This window comes from Kitasatospora sp. YST-16 (assembly GCF_026802215.1).
Taxonomy (GTDB): domain Bacteria; phylum Actinomycetota; class Actinomycetes; order Streptomycetales; family Streptomycetaceae; genus Kitasatospora; species Kitasatospora cineracea.
The window spans coordinates 5,200,939-5,217,821 of sequence record NZ_CP113837.1; the positions used below are offsets into that span (position 1 = coordinate 5,200,939).

General features: G+C 74.4%; 13 protein-coding genes. 3 read left to right on the plus strand and 10 right to left on the minus strand.

The features are described from left to right. Positions 1 to 77: 77 nt before the first annotated feature. Positions 78 to 1,493, minus strand: a complete 1,416-nt coding sequence (locus OU787_RS23640; protein WP_268660464.1) for a hypothetical protein — start codon at positions 1,491 to 1,493, stop codon at positions 78 to 80. 213 nt (positions 1,494 to 1,706) lie between these two features. Here OU787_RS23640 and OU787_RS23645 point away from each other — a divergent pair, with 213 nt between their 5' ends. Next, positions 1,707 to 2,279 carry a nucleosidase gene (locus tag OU787_RS23645; protein WP_030463514.1) on the plus strand — a complete coding sequence of 191 codons (573 nt, stop codon included), beginning with the start codon at positions 1,707 to 1,709 and terminating at the stop codon, positions 2,277 to 2,279. Positions 2,280 to 2,364: 85 nt separating this feature from the next. Here OU787_RS23645 and OU787_RS23650 read toward each other — a convergent pair whose 3' ends face one another. The 8 genes from OU787_RS23650 to OU787_RS23685 form a co-directional block, all read right to left on the minus strand. Further along, entirely contained in the window at positions 2,365 to 2,976 is a 612-nt protein-coding gene (locus OU787_RS23650) for a hypothetical protein (RefSeq protein ID WP_051817827.1), read from the minus strand. A 342-nt stretch (positions 2,977 to 3,318) separates the two neighbouring features. Then, positions 3,319 to 4,338: an N-acetylglucosamine kinase gene (locus OU787_RS23655; protein ID WP_030463516.1), complete on the minus strand. Its 1,020-nt coding sequence runs from the start codon at positions 4,336 to 4,338 to the stop codon at positions 3,319 to 3,321. Between the two features lie 49 nt (positions 4,339 to 4,387). Then, positions 4,388 to 5,668 (minus strand): 6-phospho-beta-glucosidase, encoded by a 1,281-nt coding sequence (locus tag OU787_RS23660; RefSeq protein WP_268661914.1) that lies wholly within the window; start codon positions 5,666 to 5,668, stop codon positions 4,388 to 4,390. Positions 5,669 to 5,676: 8 nt separating this feature from the next. Continuing rightward, positions 5,677 to 6,570 carry a carbohydrate ABC transporter permease gene (locus OU787_RS23665; RefSeq protein ID WP_268660465.1) on the minus strand — a complete coding sequence of 298 codons (894 nt, stop codon included), beginning with the start codon at positions 6,568 to 6,570 and terminating at the stop codon, positions 5,677 to 5,679. Positions 6,571 to 6,576: 6 nt separating this feature from the next. Next, a complete protein-coding gene (locus OU787_RS23670; RefSeq protein ID WP_030463519.1) occupies positions 6,577 to 7,533 on the minus strand; it encodes a carbohydrate ABC transporter permease in 957 nt (318 codons plus the stop codon). Between the two features lies 1 nt (position 7,534). Further along, complete coding sequence (locus OU787_RS23675) at positions 7,535 to 8,893, minus strand: ABC transporter substrate-binding protein (protein WP_268660466.1); 1,359 nt, start codon at positions 8,891 to 8,893, stop codon at positions 7,535 to 7,537. A 140-nt stretch (positions 8,894 to 9,033) separates the two neighbouring features. Then, the gene (locus OU787_RS23680) at positions 9,034 to 10,224 is read right to left on the minus strand and encodes an ROK family transcriptional regulator (protein ID WP_268660467.1); all 1,191 of its coding nucleotides are present in this window, start codon (positions 10,222 to 10,224) and stop codon (positions 9,034 to 9,036) included. 184 nt (positions 10,225 to 10,408) lie between these two features. After that, positions 10,409 to 11,863: a serine/threonine-protein kinase gene (locus tag OU787_RS23685; RefSeq protein WP_268660468.1), complete on the minus strand. Its 1,455-nt coding sequence runs from the start codon at positions 11,861 to 11,863 to the stop codon at positions 10,409 to 10,411. 256 nt (positions 11,864 to 12,119) lie between these two features. Between OU787_RS23685 and OU787_RS23690 the strand changes: the two genes are divergently transcribed. Beyond that, the gene (locus OU787_RS23690; RefSeq protein ID WP_268660469.1) at positions 12,120 to 14,774 is read left to right on the plus strand and encodes an SdrD B-like domain-containing protein; all 2,655 of its coding nucleotides are present in this window, start codon (positions 12,120 to 12,122) and stop codon (positions 14,772 to 14,774) included. A gap of 90 nt (positions 14,775 to 14,864) precedes the next feature. On the opposite strand, the gene OU787_RS23695 is transcribed toward OU787_RS23690, so the two are convergent. Then, positions 14,865 to 15,935 (minus strand): mechanosensitive ion channel family protein, encoded by a 1,071-nt coding sequence (locus OU787_RS23695; RefSeq protein WP_030459709.1) that lies wholly within the window; start codon positions 15,933 to 15,935, stop codon positions 14,865 to 14,867. A gap of 288 nt (positions 15,936 to 16,223) precedes the next feature. On the opposite strand from OU787_RS23695, the gene OU787_RS23700 reads away from it, so the two are divergent. Further along, positions 16,224 to 16,835 (plus strand): HNH endonuclease, encoded by a 612-nt coding sequence (locus OU787_RS23700; RefSeq protein ID WP_030459708.1) that lies wholly within the window; start codon positions 16,224 to 16,226, stop codon positions 16,833 to 16,835. Positions 16,836 to 16,883 lie beyond the last annotated feature (48 nt).

Sequence of the window (16,883 nt, forward strand, 5' to 3'; positions counted from 1 at the left end):
GTCGCGGCCAGCGTTCCGGTCCTCGCCCTGCCAGTCCTGCCAGTCCTGCCGGCCCTGCGCATCCTTCGCTCCCCCCGTTACCGGTACTCGGCCAGTCGGCGCCCGATGCCGCGCACCGTGCCGCCGACCGCCAGCGCGGCCAGCAGCGCCGCCGCCACCGCCTGGACGGCCAGCGCCCCGTCGACGCCGCCCGCGGCGGAGTCGAACGCGGCCTGCTCGGCCCGTCCGGCCTGCTCCCACTGCTGCTCGGCGGCGTTGAACGCGGCCTCCGCGGTGTCGTCCCGGCCCGGGGCCAGGGTCTGCCGCAGGGTGCCCTCGTAGTCGCCGCTCGCGTCCAGCTCGGCGGCGGCCGCGTGCCGCCGCTGCCACTCGCCGTACCAGCGCTGCGCCTCGGCCAGCCGGTCCCCGGCCCGGGCCGGCGGCGCGGCGGTCAGGCCCGCCACCGAACCGGCGTTGCGGGGCGAGCCGTTCAGGGCCTGGGACAGGCTGGTCCAGCGCTCGTTGTACGCCTCGGTGGCCCCGCGCGAGACCAGGTTGAGGTTCTCCGCGGTGTGCGCCTGCAGCGCCTCCACCCGGACCCGGTTCAGCGCGCGCAGCGGGTCGATGCCCTGGGTGCGGGCCTCGTGCAGGCCGGTGCCGGCCGCCACGGTGCCGCCGACCGTCCACACCAGCGCGACCAGCACCGCCGCCGAGGCGGTCAGCAGGCCCGGGTTGAACACCCGCTTGGTGCGCCGGAACAGCAGCACCTGATAGCGGCCCAGCGCGCCCAGCAGCAGCACGCCCAGCACCAGCGCGGCCCAGGGCTCGGCGGCGGCCGCGTCGTAGTCGCCGTCCAGCGCGGCGGCCTCGGTGTCGGCCAGCTTCTGCGCGTTCGGCAGCACCGTCTTCTGCAGGTAGTCGGAGGCGTACCGCAGGTAGGCCCCGCCGAGCGGCAGGCCCTCCCGGTTGATCGCCCGGGCGGTCTCCACCAGGCCCGCGTAGCGCGGCAGTTGCTCGCTCAGCTCGGCCAGCCGGCGCTGCGCGTCGGCGGACGCGCCGCTGCGCGCGGCCGCCTGCGGGATCAGCCGGGCGGCGGTGGCCAGGTCGTCCTGGTAGCGCTTGCGGACCTCGGGCGGCTCGGCGGACGCCATCAGGAAGCCCGCGGCGGCGGTGGCGTCGGCGTCCGCCAGTGAACGGTAGAGCTCCGCCGCGTCCTGGCTGAGCGGCTCGCTGCGGGACGCCAACTGCCGGGCCGCGCCCGCCCGGTCGGCGGACTGCCAGGCCGCGGTGACGCCGAACAGCAGCGCCAGCGCCACCAGCACCGCGCCCGCGGTGCGCAGCCGCCCCGGCGGGGTGCGGGCGGCCAGCCGCAGCCGCGCCAGCGGGGCGGACAGCGGGCCGCGGCCCGGCGCCCCGTCCGGCGCCCCGTCCGGCTCCGCGGCCCGGTCGGGCGTCCGGCCCGGCGCAGGGCCCGGCGGCGGGGCGAGAACGCCCCCCTGTGTCTGTGCGGCCACCGTTCCCCCTCGGCTCCACCGGCCCCGTCTCCGGGCAGTATCGCCACGCGGAACGGCCCCCGGGCCGGAGTTGGTCCGGAGTTCGCCGGGCGGTGACCGATCTGTGCCCCACCGGCCCCACCAGGCCCACCACCGGGCCCGACGAAGGGCCCGCCGCCCGACCCACCGCCGGGCCCGCCGGGCCGCCCGCCGCCCCCTCGTAAGCTGGACGCCATGCGCCTGACCGGAACCGTCACCCCCGACCGCCCGCTGCTCGTCCTCGCCCTGCCCGAGGAGGCCGCCCACCTCGACGGCGGCCTGCCGGTGCTGCTCACCGGCATGGGCAAGCTCAACGCGGCGGCCGCGCTGGCCACCCTGCTGGCCGGCGGCCGGCGGCCCGCCGCCGTCGTCAACCTGGGCACCGCGGGGGCCCTGCGGCCCGGCCTGGCCGGCACCCACGAGGTCGGCCGGGTGCTCCAGCACGACCTCGACACCCCGCTGCTCGAACAGCTCACCGGCCGCCCGATGGACGGCCCGATCGACCTCTCCGCGGGCGGCCCGGTGCTCGCCACCGGCGACCGCTTCGTCTCCGCCGACGCCGACCGCGACCTGCTGGCCCGCACCGCCGACCTGGTCGACATGGAGGGCTACGCGGTCGCCACCGTCGCCCGCCGCGCCCAGCTGCCCGTCCGGCTGGTCAAGCACGTCAGCGACGAGGCTGGCGACGGCGCGGTCCGCAGCTGGCGGGAGTCCGTCGACGACTGCGCCCGCCTGCTCGCCGACTGGGCCCGCACCCACCTCGGCTGACGCCCCGGCACCTCCGCCGCCCGGGAGAACGCCGGGGCGCCCGCCCGGACCGTGCGACGGTCGGACGGGCGCCCCGGCGGCGCGGTCAGCTCTGGTACGGGTTGGCGCCCGGCGCCGGGTACTGGCCCGGGGCCTGCGCCGGCGGGTACGGGGCCTGGCCCGGGGCCTGCTGCGGGTAGGGGGCCTGGCCGGGGGCCGGCTGGTACTGGCCCGGGACCGGGGCCTGGGCCTGCGGGTACTGGCCCGGGACGCCGGGGCCGCCGCCGAGCAGGCCGCCGGTGAAGGCGTCCATCTCGGTGCGCCAGTAGCGGTGGATGTTCAGGCGGGTCGGCTGCGGCTCGCCCGGGATCTGGAAGCGCAGCGAGCTCCACAGGGTGTTGCGGCGCACGTCGCTGATCGAGGCGCGGGCCTGGTCGAGCGGGATGACGTGCAGCAGGTCCAGCGGACGGTTGCTCACCCGGGAGGCGCGGTGGATGACGACGACCCGGTGGGTCAGCGTCACGAAGTAGTACTTCACGAACAGCTGGCCGATCAGACCGAACTGCTGGGTCAGCCACGGGCTCGGGCCGGTGACCGTGTGGAAGGTCGTCACCGGGCGGTCGTTGGGCTCGATCGCGGCGATCGCCGCGGCGACCTGCTCCTGCATCGTGGACTTGCGGATCGCCATCTGGCGCTGCTCCCGGTGCTCCAGGCGCACGCCCCCGTCGGACGCGCTGTGAGCGCGCGACACTAACAACCCCACCGGCCGGGTTCAACGGACAGAACGGGCATCCCAGGCGCCATTGCCAGATGTTCACTCAACTGATACCGGACCCGGGAACTTGTCGACCCGGTGACGTACCGTCACCTGCGGAAACCCTGCGCCTAACCTCTCGCCGAACCTCGCCGCACCCCCATCCGCACCCCCCGCCACGCGCCTCGCCACGCGCCCGGCCCGCCGGGGAGAAGACCGCCGGCGGGGGCGTCCGAGGCATGTGCGGTGCTTCGGAGGCCCCCGCCGGCGGCGGCTCGCGGGCGGGACGGTCGGCCGGACGGCCCGTCAGGCCGCTATCGGGTGGGTGGTCGGGTAGGCGTCGCGCAGGCGGCGGTGGGCGGCGGGGGCGGCGTCGAGGTGGTCCAGGCCGAGCAGGGCCGCGCCGAGGACCGGGGGCGCGACGACCACGCGGGGTTCGGCGAGCGGGGCGTCGGCGGCCAGCCGGGCGGTCAGGTTGTCGATCAGCAGGGGCTGCCGGGAGGCCAGCACGCCGCCGCCGAGCACGACCGGCACCGGGCGGTCGAGCAGCTCCAGCCGGGTGAGGGCGACCACCGCGAGCCGGGCCACCTCGTCGGCCTGGCGGTCGATCAGGCCGAGCGCGATCGGGTCGCCGGCGGTGCCGGCCGCGAACAGCACCTGGGAGACCTCGTGCAGCCGGGCCGGGGCGATCCGGCCCAGGTGGAGGGCCTCGGCGAGGGCGTTGGCCCCGGCCAGCCCGAAGTGGGCGCCGATCATCGGGGAGAGCAGGGTGGCTTCGCCGCGGCCGTCCTCGGCCCGGGCGGCGTGCCACATGGCCTCCTCGGCGAGTCCGCCGCCGCCGCCCCAGTCGCCGGTGAGCCGGCCGAGCGCGGGCCAGCGGGCGGTGCGCCCGTCGGGCCGCAGGCCGACGCAGTTGATGCCGGCGCCGCAGACCACCGCGACGCCCAGCGGCCCGTCGGTGCCGGCCCGGAGCAGGCCGAAGGTGTCGTTGGCGACGTGCACGGACGTCGCCCAGCCGTGTCCGGCTATCGCCTCGTGCAGCTGCTGTTCCTCGATCGGCAGGTCCGCGTTGGCGAGGCAGGCGCTGACGTGGTCGGTCAGCGGCCGCCCGCCGGGCTGCCGGGTGACGCCGGCCTGCCGGGCCAGGTCGTCGACCAGCGGGGCGAGCGCGGCGACGGCGGCGGCCGGGCCGGTGCGCTGCGGCTGGAAGCCGCCGCCGCGGGCGGTGGCCAGGACGGTGCCGTCGGCGCCGACCAGGGCGAGGTCGGTCTTGCTGTTGCCGGCGTCGATGGCGAGGACGCCGGGCAGGTGTGCGGAGTGGCTCATCGGCCGGTCCCCCCGTGGCGGTGCGTGGTGCTGGTGCGCATGGTGCCGGTCACGCCCAGCTCAGGTGGTCGCGGTTGTGGGCGAGCAGTCGGTCGGTGAGCTGGTCGGCGAGTTCGATCTGGCCGACCAGCGGGTGGGCGAGCAGCGCGTCGAAGACCCGGTCCCGGCCGCCGTGCAGGGCGGCGTCCAACGCCAGGTGCTCGTACGCGGTGACGTTGGCGATCAGGCCGGCGTACAGCGGTTCGACGGGGCGCTGCGGCAGCGGGCGGACGCCGGCGGCGTCGACCTCGGCGGGGACCTCGATGACGGCGTCGTCGGGCAGGAAGGGCAGCACGCCGTCGTTGCGGGTGTTGACGACCTGGACGGTGGTGCGGCCGTCGGTGCCGAGCAGCGAGGCGATCAGCTGCACGGCGGCCTCGGAGTAGAACGCGCCGCCGCGCTTGCCGAGCAGTTCGGGCTTGGTGTCCAGGGCCGGGTCGGCGTACATCTCCAGCAGCTGCTGCTCGATCGCGGCGACCTCGGCGGCCCGGGAGCCCTTGACCTTGAGCTCCTCGACGACCAGGTCGTGCTGGTAGAAGTAGCGCAGGTAGTAGGAGGGGACGACGCCGAGCCGGCTGACCACCGGCAGCGGCAGGTGCAGGTCGGCGGCGATCGCCTCGCCGTGCTCGGCGAGCAGCTGCGGCAGCACCTCGCGGCCGGTGGTGGCGCCGGGGGAGTCGAGCAGGGTGACGCCGCGCTCCCAGGTGAGGTGGTTCAGGCCGACGTGGTCCAGGCGCACCAGCTCGGGGTCGACGCCGAGGTGGGCGGCGAACTTGCGCTGGAAGCCGATCGCCACGTTGCACAGCCCGACCGCCTTGTGCCCGGCGGTCTGCAGGGCGCGGGTGACGATGCCGACCGGGTTGGTGAAGTCGACGATCCAGGCGTCCGGGTTGGTGCGGCGGACCTGCTCGGCGATGTCCAGCACCACCGGGACGGTGCGCAGCGCCTTGGCGAGGCCGCCCGCGCCGGTGGTCTCCTGGCCGACGCAGCCGCACTCCAGCGGCCAGGTCTCGTCCTGGTTGCGGGCGGCCTGTCCGCCGACCCGCAGCTGCAGCAGCACCGCGTCGGCGCCCTGGACGCCCGCGGTGACGTCGGTGGCGGTGGTGACGGTGGCGCCGTGGCCCTGCTTGGCGAAGATCCGGCGGGCCAGGGCGGCGATCAGTTCCAGGCGGTCGGCCGCCGGGTCGATCAGCACCAGCTCGCGGATCGGCAGGGTGTCGCGCAGCCGCGCGAACCCGTCGATCAGTTCCGGCGTGTAGGTGGAACCGCCGCCGACGATTGCCAACTTCAGTGCGGACATCAGCCCTTGACCCCTGTCAGTGTGACGCCTTCGATGAAGGCGCGTTGTGCGAAGAAGAACAGAACGATCACCGGCGCCAGCACCAGCAGCGTCGCCGCCATGGTGAGGTTCCAGTTGGTGTGGTGGGCGCCCTTGAAGGACTCCAGGCCGTAGCTGAGGGTCCAGGCGCCGGGGTTCTCGGAGGCGTAGATCTGCGGGCCGAAGTAGTCGTTCCAGCAGTAGAAGAACTGGAACAGCGCGACGGCGGCGATCGCGGGCCTGGCCATCGGCAGGACCACCCGCAGCAGGGTGCGCAGTTCGCCGCAGCCGTCGATCCGGGCGGCCTCGGTGTACTCCTTGGGGATGGTCAGCAGGAACTGGCGGAGCAGGAAGATCGAGAAGGCGTCGCCGAACGCCATCGGGATGATCAGCGGCCAGAGCGTGCCGGACAGGTGCAGCTGCTTCGCCCAGAACAGGTACATCGGGATGATGGTGACCTGGGGCGGCAGCATCATCATCGAGATGACCGCCATCAGGGCCAGGTTGCGGCCGCGGAAGCGGAACTTGGCGAGCGCGTAGGCCACCGGCAGGCTGGAGGCGAGGGTCAGCGCGGTGCCGGCCGCCGCGTACAGCAGGGTGTTGCGCCACCAGGTGAGGAAGCCCGCGGTGTTCCACACCTTGGTGAAGTTCGACCACTGCCAGTGGTGCGGCCACAGGTCGGAGGTGAGCGCCTGCTGGTCCGTCATCACCGAGGTGAGGAGGACGAACACGAGGGGCAGCAGGAAGAACAGCGCGGCGGCGATCGCCAGGGAGTGCACCGCGACCCAGTTCAGGGCGGCGCGGCGGCGGGCGGCGCGGTCGGCGGCGGCGGCCGGGGCGGGGCGCTCGCGGGGGAGCGCGGAGGCGAGGGTCACGGGGGCTCAGTCCTCCGTCAGGAAGCCGGACTTGCGCCGCAGCAGGATCGAGGTGAACGCCATGGTGAGGGCGAACAGGATGAGGGCGACGACGCAGGCGGAGCCGTAGTCGTAGTGCTGGAAGCCGAGGTTGTAGACCATCTGCGGCAGCGTCCAGGTGGAGCCGTGCGGGTAGCCGGACTCGAACTGCTGCCCGGAGCCGCCGATCACACCGGAGGCGACCTTCCCGGCCACGATCGCCTGGGTGTAGTACTGCATGGTCTGGATCACGCCGGTGACCACGGCGAACACCACGATCGGCGAGATGTTCGGCAGGGTGACGTACCGGAACCGCTGCAGGGCGCCCGCGCCGTCCAGTTCGGCCGCCTCGTACTGCTCCCGGGGGACGTCCAGCAGCGCCGCCATGAAGATCACCATCAGGTCGCCGATGCCCCACATGGCCAGCATGGTCAGGGCCGGCTTCGACCAGGACGGGTCGGTGAACCAGCCGGGCTGCGGCAGGCCGGCCTCGCCCAGCAGGTGGTTGACCGGGCCGGTGCCGGGGTTGAGCAGGAAGGCGAAGGCCATCGTGGCGGCCACCGGCGGGGCCAGGTAGGGCAGGTAGAAGGCGGTGCGGAAGAACCCGGCGCCGGTCTTCACCTTGGTGATCAGCAGACCGATGCCGAGGCCGAACGCCACCCGCAGGGTGACCATCACCGCGACCAGCCAGAGCGTGTTGCCCAGGCCCCGCCAGAACGGCGGGTACTTGGTGAAGACGTAGTCCCAGTTCTTCAGGCCGGAGAAGGTCGGCGCCAGGTACCCGTCGTAGTGCGTGAACGAGAAGTAGGCGGTGGAGGCCAGCGGGTACAGGAAGAAGACGCCGAACCCGATCAGCCACGGGGAGAGGAAGGCCAGGGTCCTGGCCCGCTCCCGCCGGCGCTTGCGGCGCAGCGCCGGCGGGAGCGCGGGGCTCACGGTCGCCATGTCACTTCGCCTGGTTGACGGCGTCGTCGATCTCCTTGGCGGTGGCCGCCAGGCCCGCCTTCAGATCGGTCTGCTGGCCGGACTCCACCGCGTAGCTGAGGTTCTGCAGCGACACCTGGTAGGCGCCGCCGTTGATGCTGGCCGGGGTGGTGGCGGAGTTCGGGTTCCTGGCGATGTCGAGGAAGGTGCGGAAGTTCGGGTCGGCGTCCAGCTTCGGCGACTCCAGCGCGGCCAGGGTGCTGGGCACGTTGTGGATCGCGTTGGCGAAGGAGACCACCGCGTCGGTGTCGGTGGTCAGGTACTTGACCAAGGTCCAGGCCGCGGTCTGCTTCTTCGAGCCGTTGGCGATGCCGACGATGGTGCCGGTCTGGTAGCCGCGCCCGTACGTGCCGGCCTGGTCGTCCGGCACCGGGAACGGCGCGGTGGCCCACTCGAAGGACGGCTTGTCCTCGGCCAGCGAGGCGGCGCGCCACTCGCCGTCCATGCTCATCGCCACCTGCCCGGTGGCGAACGGGTTCTTGGCGCTGAACTCGTCGCCGAAGGAGGTCCGGTACTTCTCCAGCTTGGCGAACCCGCCCAGCCGGTCCACCAGCTGCTTCTGCCAGGTCAGGGCGGCGGCCACGGTCGGGTCGGTGGCCACGTCGGACTTCCCGTCCGGGCCGAAGTAGGTGCTGCCGTACTGGCCGAGGTAGTGCGCGATCGAGGTCTCGTAGCCGTGGTAGTTCGGCATGAAGCCCAGCTGCTTGAACGAGTCGCCGTCCGGGACGGTCAGCTTGGCGGCGTCCTCGGCGAACTCGCTGAACGTCTTCGGCGGCGCGGTGATCCCGGCCGCCGCGAACGCGGTCTTGTTGTAGTACAGCCCGTAGGCGTCGCCGAGCAGCGGCAGCGAACACTGGTTGCCCTGGTACCGGCTGTAGGCGAGCATCGCGGCCGGGAAGGTCTTCGCCGGGTCGACGCCGTCCTGCTTCAGCATCGGCCCGAGGTCGGCCCACACGTGCGAGGAGCAGAACTTGCCCACGTTGTCGGTGGAGAACGAGGACACCACGTCCGGGGCGTCCGGGCCGCCCGCCCGCAGCGCCTGCTGGGCCTTGTCGTCGGCGATGTCGCCGACCACCTTGACGTGGATGTTGGGGTGCAGCTTCTCGAAGGCGGCGACGTTGTCGTTGATCGCCTTCACCTCGTTGTCCTGGTTCCAGCCGTGCCAGAAGGTGATCGTCACGTCCTGGCCGGACGCCGAACCGTCCTGCCCGCCACCGGAGTTGGTGCCGGTGCAGGCCGAGGCCAGCAGGGTCGCGCAGAGCGCGGCGGTGAGCGCGGCCAGCGGGCGGCGGACGGGCGGGGCGCTGCGGGTGGTGTCCACGGAATTGCACTCCTGGGGAGGGTACGGGGGCAGGGCGGCAGGGCCCGGCGTCCCGTGGGGGGAAGGGGAGTGGGAGCGAACGTCTCGGATCGGTGCCGCGCGGGTGCGCCAGTGCGCCCGCGCGGCGGTGCGTCAGTGCGTCAGTGCGTGCTGAACAGGACGTCCCGGGTGGTCGCCAGCGCGCGCTGCAGCGCACCGGTCAGGACGGGCGACCCCGGCACGGCCGACAGCCGCACCTCCGGCCGCGGGATGGACATCCGGCCCAGGGCCTCCTGGACCAGCTCCCGCAGGCGTTCCCCGCCCGCGGTCGGCGTCCCCCCGGAGAGCACCACCAGCTCCGGGTCCACCACCGAGGCGATCACCGCCAGCCCGACCGCCAGCCGTTCGGCCAGCTCGGCCAGGAAGGCCTCGCCCCCGGCACTGCCCAGGGCCCCGGCCACCGCCTGCGCCGCGTCGGCGCCGCGCAGCCCGTGCCGGCGGGCCAGCGCCAGTACCGCGGGCTCGCCGGCCAGGTCCTGGAACCCGCCGGACACCTTCCGGCGGGCGTTCAACGACACCGGGGCGTCGGGCACCGGCATGTAGCCGACCTCGCCCGCACCCCCGGTGAAACCCCGGTGCAGCCGGCCCGCGATCACGATCGCCGCGCCGATGCCCTCCTCGGCCCACAGCAGCACGAAGTCCTCGCACCCCGCCGCCGCCCCGCCGGCCTGCTCCGCCACCGCGGCCAGGTTCACGTCGTTCTCGATCGACACCGGCGCGCCCAGGGCCTGCTCCAGCTCCTCCACCAGCCGCGGCGAGTGCCAGCCCGGCAGGTGCGAGGCGTAGCGCAGCTTCCCGGTCACCGGGTCCGGCGCGCCGCCGATCCCGATCACCACCTCGCGCAGCGACCCGGGGGCGAGCTGCGCCCGGCGCACCGTCTCCGCGACGGCCTCCGCGACCCGGGCCACCGTCTCCGCGGCCGGCCACCCCTTGGTCGGCACCCGGTGCTCGGCCAGCGTCGCCCCGGTGATGTCCGCGACCGCGACCCGGACCGTGGTGCTGGTCACGTCCACGCCCGCGACGTGGCCGGCGGCCGGGTTCACCTGGTAGAGCTGGGCGTTCGGCCCCGGCCCGCCGGCGGTCGTCCCGACCGGCACCACCAGCCCGACGGCCTCCAACCGGGCCAGCAGCTGCGAGGCGGTCGGCTTCGAGAGCCCGGTCAGGCTCCCGATCTGGGTGCGGGACAGCGGGCCGTTGGCGAGCAGCAGCTCCAGCGCGGCGCGGTCGTTTATGGCCCGCAGCAGACTCGGCGTACCGGCCAGCGGGGAACGGGGCGTCTTTCGGGTGGTCACGGCCCGATCCTCCTCTGCGTACGCGGTTGCGGCCAACTGTTAGGAAAGTTTCCAATCATGAGTCGCGGATGTCAACGCCCCGACACCGGTTCGTTGTACGGCGCCGCGCCGAGGAGGGGGCGGGCGGTGCTGCCGAGCGGCGGACGGGCCCCGTGCCGCCCGCCCGCCGCGTCCTGACGACCCGTCAGAAGATCCCGCTGATCTGCGCGTTGGCGGAGACCACCGCCGTGACCAGCACGGTCAGCACCGCGCCCAGCCCGGTGGCCAGGTAGAGCCGCCGCTGCGGTGATCCGCCCGGGAACGCCAGCACGCCGCCGGTGATCGCGGCGCCCGCGGTGACCGACTCGACCGCCACCTTGGCCGCGGTGACCGTCGCGGCGGCCTCCGACAGGTCGCCCACCAGGTAGGTGAGCAGCAGGTAGGCGGTGAGGGCCAGGCCGAGCCCCAGCAGCGCGAAGCCGCCGACGATCCGCAGCAGCACGGCCCGGGCCGCCCGGCCCCTGGCCTCGGCCCCGTACGCAGCGTCCTCGTCGTCCTCGAACGGATCCCAGGCCGCGTCCCCGGTCGCCGCCGCGTGGACGGGCGCCGCCCCGTACGACGGAACCGGAGGGCCGTACGACGGGGCCGGGGGCCCGTACGAGGGCGACGGCGGGCCGAACGAGGGCGGCGGACCGTACGCGGGCACGGGCGGCCCGTACGCGGGCGGCACCGCGGGCGTGCGGTCCAGCGCGGTCGGCACCGGTCCGGGGCCCGGTGGCACCGTCGGGACGGCCGGCGGCGCGGGCGGCGCGGGCGGGGCGGGGAACGCGGGGGCGGCGGCCGGGTCGCGCAGCGTCCGCAGGGCGGCCTCGGCGGTGGGGCGTGCGGCCGGGTCCTTCGCCATCAGCTGCCCGATCACGCCGGACAGCGGGCCGGGGCCGGGCAGCGGCGCGGGGTGGTGGGCGAAGACCGCGAGCACCGAGTCCGAGACGCTGTCGCGGCGGAACGGCGAGTGCCCGGTGGCCGCGTGGTAGAGCGTCACCCCGCAGGAGAACAGGTCGCCGGCCGGGGCGGCCTCGCGGCCCTCGGCGCGCTCCGGGGCGATGTACTCGAAGGAGCCGACGACCGTCCCGGCGGCGGTCAGCGCGGTGTCGGTGGCGTGCACGGCGATGCCGAAGTCGGTGAGCAGCACCCGCCCGTCGGCGGCGAGCAGCACGTTGGCGGGCTTCACGTCCCGGTGCACGATCCCGGCGGCGTGTGCGGCGGCCAGCGCGCCGAGCACGGCGTCGCCGATCGCGGACAGCCGGGGCGCGGGGATCGGCCCGACGGCGCGGATCTCGTCGTCCAGGGTGCGGCCGGTGACCAGTTCCATCACGATCCACGGCACGCCTTGGTCGATCACCACGTCGTGCACGGCCACCACGTTGGGGTGGTTGCGCAGCCGGGCGGCGTGCCGGGCCTCGCGCTCGGCGCGGGCCGCGTTGGCGGCCGCGGCCTCGCTCGGCCCGCCCTGCGGGAGCAGCACCTCCTTGACCGCGACGTCGACCCGCAGCCGCTCGTCGACGGCCTTCCAGACCCGGCCGAACCCGCCCGCACCGAGCTGCTCGACCAGCCGGTACCGCTCGCCGACCAGTGCGCCGGCGTAGCCCCCCTGCGACATGCATCCCCCTCGTCCGCACCGTGCGACGCCAGAGGATCCCACACCCCGGCCCCCGGGAGAATCCGCGGGCCGGGCTGACGCACCGTCACTTTCCCTGGGCTCGGAAGTGATGCTCCGTCAGCCCTGGTGCGGGAGAAGTCAGTTGCCCGTCCCGGTGAAAACGGACGATTCGGTTCCGAGGCGCCGCCGGGGCCGGTAGCCTCCCAGCGACCGACGCGCTCCGGGGGGAGCGGAGGGCGGTCCTTGAAGGAGGAACGTGCGAGTGATCAGAGAGCAGTACCGGCGCCCCGCCGCGCTGGCGGGCATACTCGCGGTCGGCCTGGTGGCCGGCGCGACGGCCGCCGCACCCACCGCCTTCCCGGCCTCGGCGGACGGGTCGGTGACGGTGCGGGTGGTGCGGGCGGTGGACGAGAGCGGGACGTGGAGTCCGGCGCTGGAGCCGGGCCTGGCCGGGGTGACGGTGACGTTGACCGGCGAGGACGGCGGGGTGCGCACCGGTGTCACGGCGGCCGACGGCACGGTGACCCTCAAGCCCGCCAAGGACACCGCGAGCGGCAAGTACCGCGTCGACGTGGTGAATCCGCAGCCGGGCGTGCTGTACCCGGCGTTCGCGGCTCGCGAGGGCCTGGCCGGGGCGCCGGACAAGCTGAGCAGCAACGAGGAGTTCGTCGACCTGTCCGCGGGCAAGCAGGCGGTGCTCACCACCGGCCTGTGGAACCCGTCCGACTACTGCCAGCGCAACGCCCCGCTGGCCACCGCCTGCCAGCCCGCCTCCACCGAACCCGCGGGCGGGCGGACCCTGGTGAGCTTCCCCTACCAGGCCCGCACCTCGAACGGCGGCGCCGCGCAGGTCACCGACCTGTCCACCGCGACGGACACCGGCACGGTCTTCGGCCTGGCCTGGAACCGCGACGACCAGCGGCTGTTCAGCTCCGCGCTGGCCAAGGCCGGCACCCGCTACGGCCCCGGCGGCCCGGGCGCGATCTACGTCACCGACCCGGCGAAGAAGACCACCGCCCTGTTCGCCACCGTCCCGAACGCCGGGACGACCGCGCACGACGGCGACGACGGCAGCTTCCTCGCCGCCCCCGGCAAGGAAAGCCTGGGCGGGCTGAAGCTGACCGAGGACGGCCGCGACCTGTACGTGGTCAACCTGCACGACCGCAGGCTGTACCGGTACGACGCCACCGCGCCGACCGCGTCCGCGCCCAAGGCCGTGTACGCCATCCCCGCCGCCGGCTGCCCGTCGGCCGACGACTGGCGCCCGTACGGGCTGGGCATGCAGGACGGGGTCGGCTACGTCGGCGGCGTCTGCTCCGGCCAGTCCACCGGGAAGATCACCGACCTGCGGGCCGTCGTGCTGCCCTTCGACCCGGCCACCGGCGCCTTCAAGGCGGCCGTGCTCGACCAGCCGCTCGACTACCCGCGCCAGCGCGCCACCCCGTGGGCCACCGACCCGGTCTGCCAGGGCGCGGGCTGGTTCCCGTGGACCGACGGCTGGCCGGTCGACGGCCAGGGCCGCCCGTGCGCGGGCAAGGGCTTCGCCGAGCCCGAACCGGAACTCGGCGAGATCGGCTTCGAGACCGACGGCTCGATGCTGCTGGCCTTCCGCGACCGGCTCGCCGACCGCATCTCCGGCGCCAACCTGACCGCCCCGGTCTGGGCGGGCGGCGACCTCGGCAAGGCGTGCAAGTCCGGCGCGACGTACGTGCTGGACGCGAACGAGGGCTGCGGGATCACCACCCGCGGCGGCAAGTTCTTCGACGTGCACCGGGTCACCACCTACCACCCGAACGCCGCCTACGCGGGCCTGGCGCTGTCCCGGGTCGAGGACTCCATCGCCACCGCGGGCGTCGACCCGGACAACACCACCTACGGCTACGGCCCGATGTTCACCCGCCGCGACGGCACCGTCGACCCCGGCTTCGGCCTGCGCCTCAACGACAAGGCCCACCCCGCCACCTTCGGCAAGGGCGCCTCGATCGGCGACCTCGAAGTGCTCTGCGACCGCGCCCCGCTGCAGATCGGCAACCGGGTCTGGTACGACCCCGAGCGCTCCGGGCAGCAACTCCCGCAGCAGCAGCCGGTACCGGGCGCGACCGTCCACCTGTACGACGCGGACGGCAAGCTGGTCGGCACCACCAAGACCACCGCCCGCGGCGAGTACTACTTCGACGACACCAACGTCACCGGCGGCCTCAAGCCGAGGACCGGCTACACCGTCCGCCTCGACAACCCCGCCGACTACGCCGAGGGCGGCCCGCTGCACCACTGGACCCCGGCCAAGGCCGACGCCCGCGGCCAGTACGCGGAACAGGCCCTGACCACCGGCGGCCCCGGCCAGGACGACCACAGCTTCGACTTCGGGTTCAGCCGCCAGCAGGGCGCGCTGCGCCTGGTCAAGCACGACCAGGACGGCAAGCCGCTGCCCGGTGCGGTCTTCCAGCTGTGGCGCGAGTCCAACGGCACCGACGGCCTGCAGACCGACGGGGCGAAGCCCGACGCCAAGGTCGGCGACCCGTGCACCACCGGCGAGGACGGCACCTGCACCGAGCAGGCCGACCTGGGCACCTACTACTGGCAGGAGGTCAGCCCGCCCAAGGGCTACCAGGCCCCCGAACAGCCGGTCCTCGGACCGCTCGTGCTGGACGACGCGCACCTGGACGCCGGCCTCACCACCACCGCCGTCAACACCCTCGCCCCGCAACCCAGCCCGAGCCCGACGCCCACCCCGACCCCGACCGGAACACCTGAGCCCACCCCGACCCCCACGCCGACCCCGGTCGCGCCCGCACCGCCGCAGGCCCGCCCGGCGCCCTCCGGCAGCCTCGCCAGCACCGGCCTGGACGGGGCCGTCCCGTTCGCGCTGGCGGCGGCGCGCTGCTGCTGGTGCTCGGCACCGGCCTGGTGATCGTGGCGAGGAGGCGCCGCAGCAGCTGATCCGACGGCGACGGGGCCCCGGGGAAGCGTCCCCCGGGGCCCCGTCGGCTGCGTGCGGGCGTCAGTTCTGGGTGGGTATCGGCTTGGCGGCCAGCGAGCGGGCCGAGTTGGGGTCGGCGAGCGCGGACGGCGGCAGCACCTCGGGGGCGGCGGCCTGGGCCGGGACGGTCGCGGCGGCCTCCTCCTTGAGCTTGACGCCCGCCAGGTCGAAGGCGGCCTTCAGCCGCAGCCGCAGCGCGCGCGAGACCTGCGCGGCCTTGCCGGGCGTGCAGCGGGCCTCGATCCGCAGCTGCACCGAGTCCACCGCGACCGACTCCACGCCCAGCACCTTGACCCGGCCCCAGATCAGCTCGTCGTACGGGCTCTCCTTGGACAGCTGCTCGGCGGCCTCGGTGACCAGCGCCTCGATCCGCTCCAGGTCCTCCTTGTAGCCGACCTGCACGTCGACGGTGGCGGTGCTCCAGCCCTGGCTCATGTTGGCGATCCGCTTGACCTCGCCGTTGCGGATGTACCAGATCTCGCCGGCCGAGCCGCGCAGCTTGGTGACCCGCAGGCCGACCTCCAGGACGGTGCCGGTGGCGACGCCGGTGTCGATCTCGTCGCCGACGCCGTACTGGTCCTCCATGATCATGAAGACGCCGGACAGGAAGTCGGTGACCAGGTTGCGGGCGCCGAAGCCGATCGCCACGCCGGCCACCCCGGCCGAGGCCAGCAGCGGGGCCAGGTCGACGCCGAGCACCGACAGCGCCATCAGCGAGGCGGTGCCGAGGATGGTGAAGGAGGCCACCGAGCGCAGCACCGAGCCGATCGCCTCGGAACGCTGCTGGCGCCGCTCGGTGTTGACCACGCCGCTGTTGGCGAGCAGCCCGCCGAGCACCCCGTGGTCGCTGACGGCCTCCGCCGGGCGGCCCATCCGGGACACCAGCTTGTCGATCACCTTGCGGACCACGGCCCGCAGCACCAGGGCCAGCCCGAGGATCAGCACGATCCGCAGCCCGTCGACCACCCAGCCCTGCCAGTTGTCGTCGAGCCAGCCGGCCGCCTGCCGGGTGGTGTCGGTCACATCGGCGGCGCTGGTGGGCAGCGTGAACGTCGGGGTGCTGGTGCTGTCGGCAGCGGAATCGGCGAGCATCGCCCCACTCTAGCGAGCCCGTTCACCCGCTCGGAGGCCCCCGGAGCCGTCCCGGCCACGCACCGCAGCGCCGCCCGCACGGTACGTGCAGGAGGGCCGCGAGCTGGGCATACCGGCTATGGCGGAACGCGCGGTGGCTCACCGCACGCGCGCGGGCCGTTCACGGAGAAATGGTGGCGTCGTACGACGGCGTAAGGCGACACTGAGGGAGATCGCGTCCCGCACGGGCCACGATCGCCCCGCTCGACTCGGCGCGAGCCACGCGCCGCAGGCGTCCAAGGAGGCCCCGTGCCGCATGTCCTTGTCCTCAACGCGTCGTACGAGCCGCTCGGTGTCGTCTCGATGCGACGCGCCCTCATCCTCGTCCTCAACCACAAGGCGATCGCCCTGGAGGATGCGGGCACCACACTGCACAGCGCCACCGGTGCCGTCCAGGCACCGTCCGTCGTCAAACTGACCCGTTTCGTGCGGGTCCCCTACCGCGGCCCCGTACCGCTGACCAGGCGGGCGCTGTTCGCCCGCGACCACGGTCGGTGCGTGTACTGCGGGGCCGCCGCCACCAGCGTCGACCACGTCATCCCGCGCAGCCGGGGCGGCCAGCACCGGTGGGACAACGTGGTGGCGGCCTGCCGCCGCTGCAACCACACCAAGGCCGACATGCACCTCGCCGACCTCGGCTGGCGGATGAAGCGCCCCCCGGCCGCGCCCAGCGGCCTGGCCTGGCGGGTCATCGGCACCGGGATCAAGGACCCGCGCTGGCGGCCCTACCTGGAGCCGTACGGCGGCCTCGACCAGTTCCGGGACTTCGAGCACCACGACCATCCGGAGACGGTCCTGCCCGCCCCCGTCCGCACCCGACCGATCCGCCGCGGCGAGCAGCACGCCCCGCTCTCCGCCTGAACAGACAAGGGCCTGCCCGACACGACAACCGGTACGCCTCATGGGCCG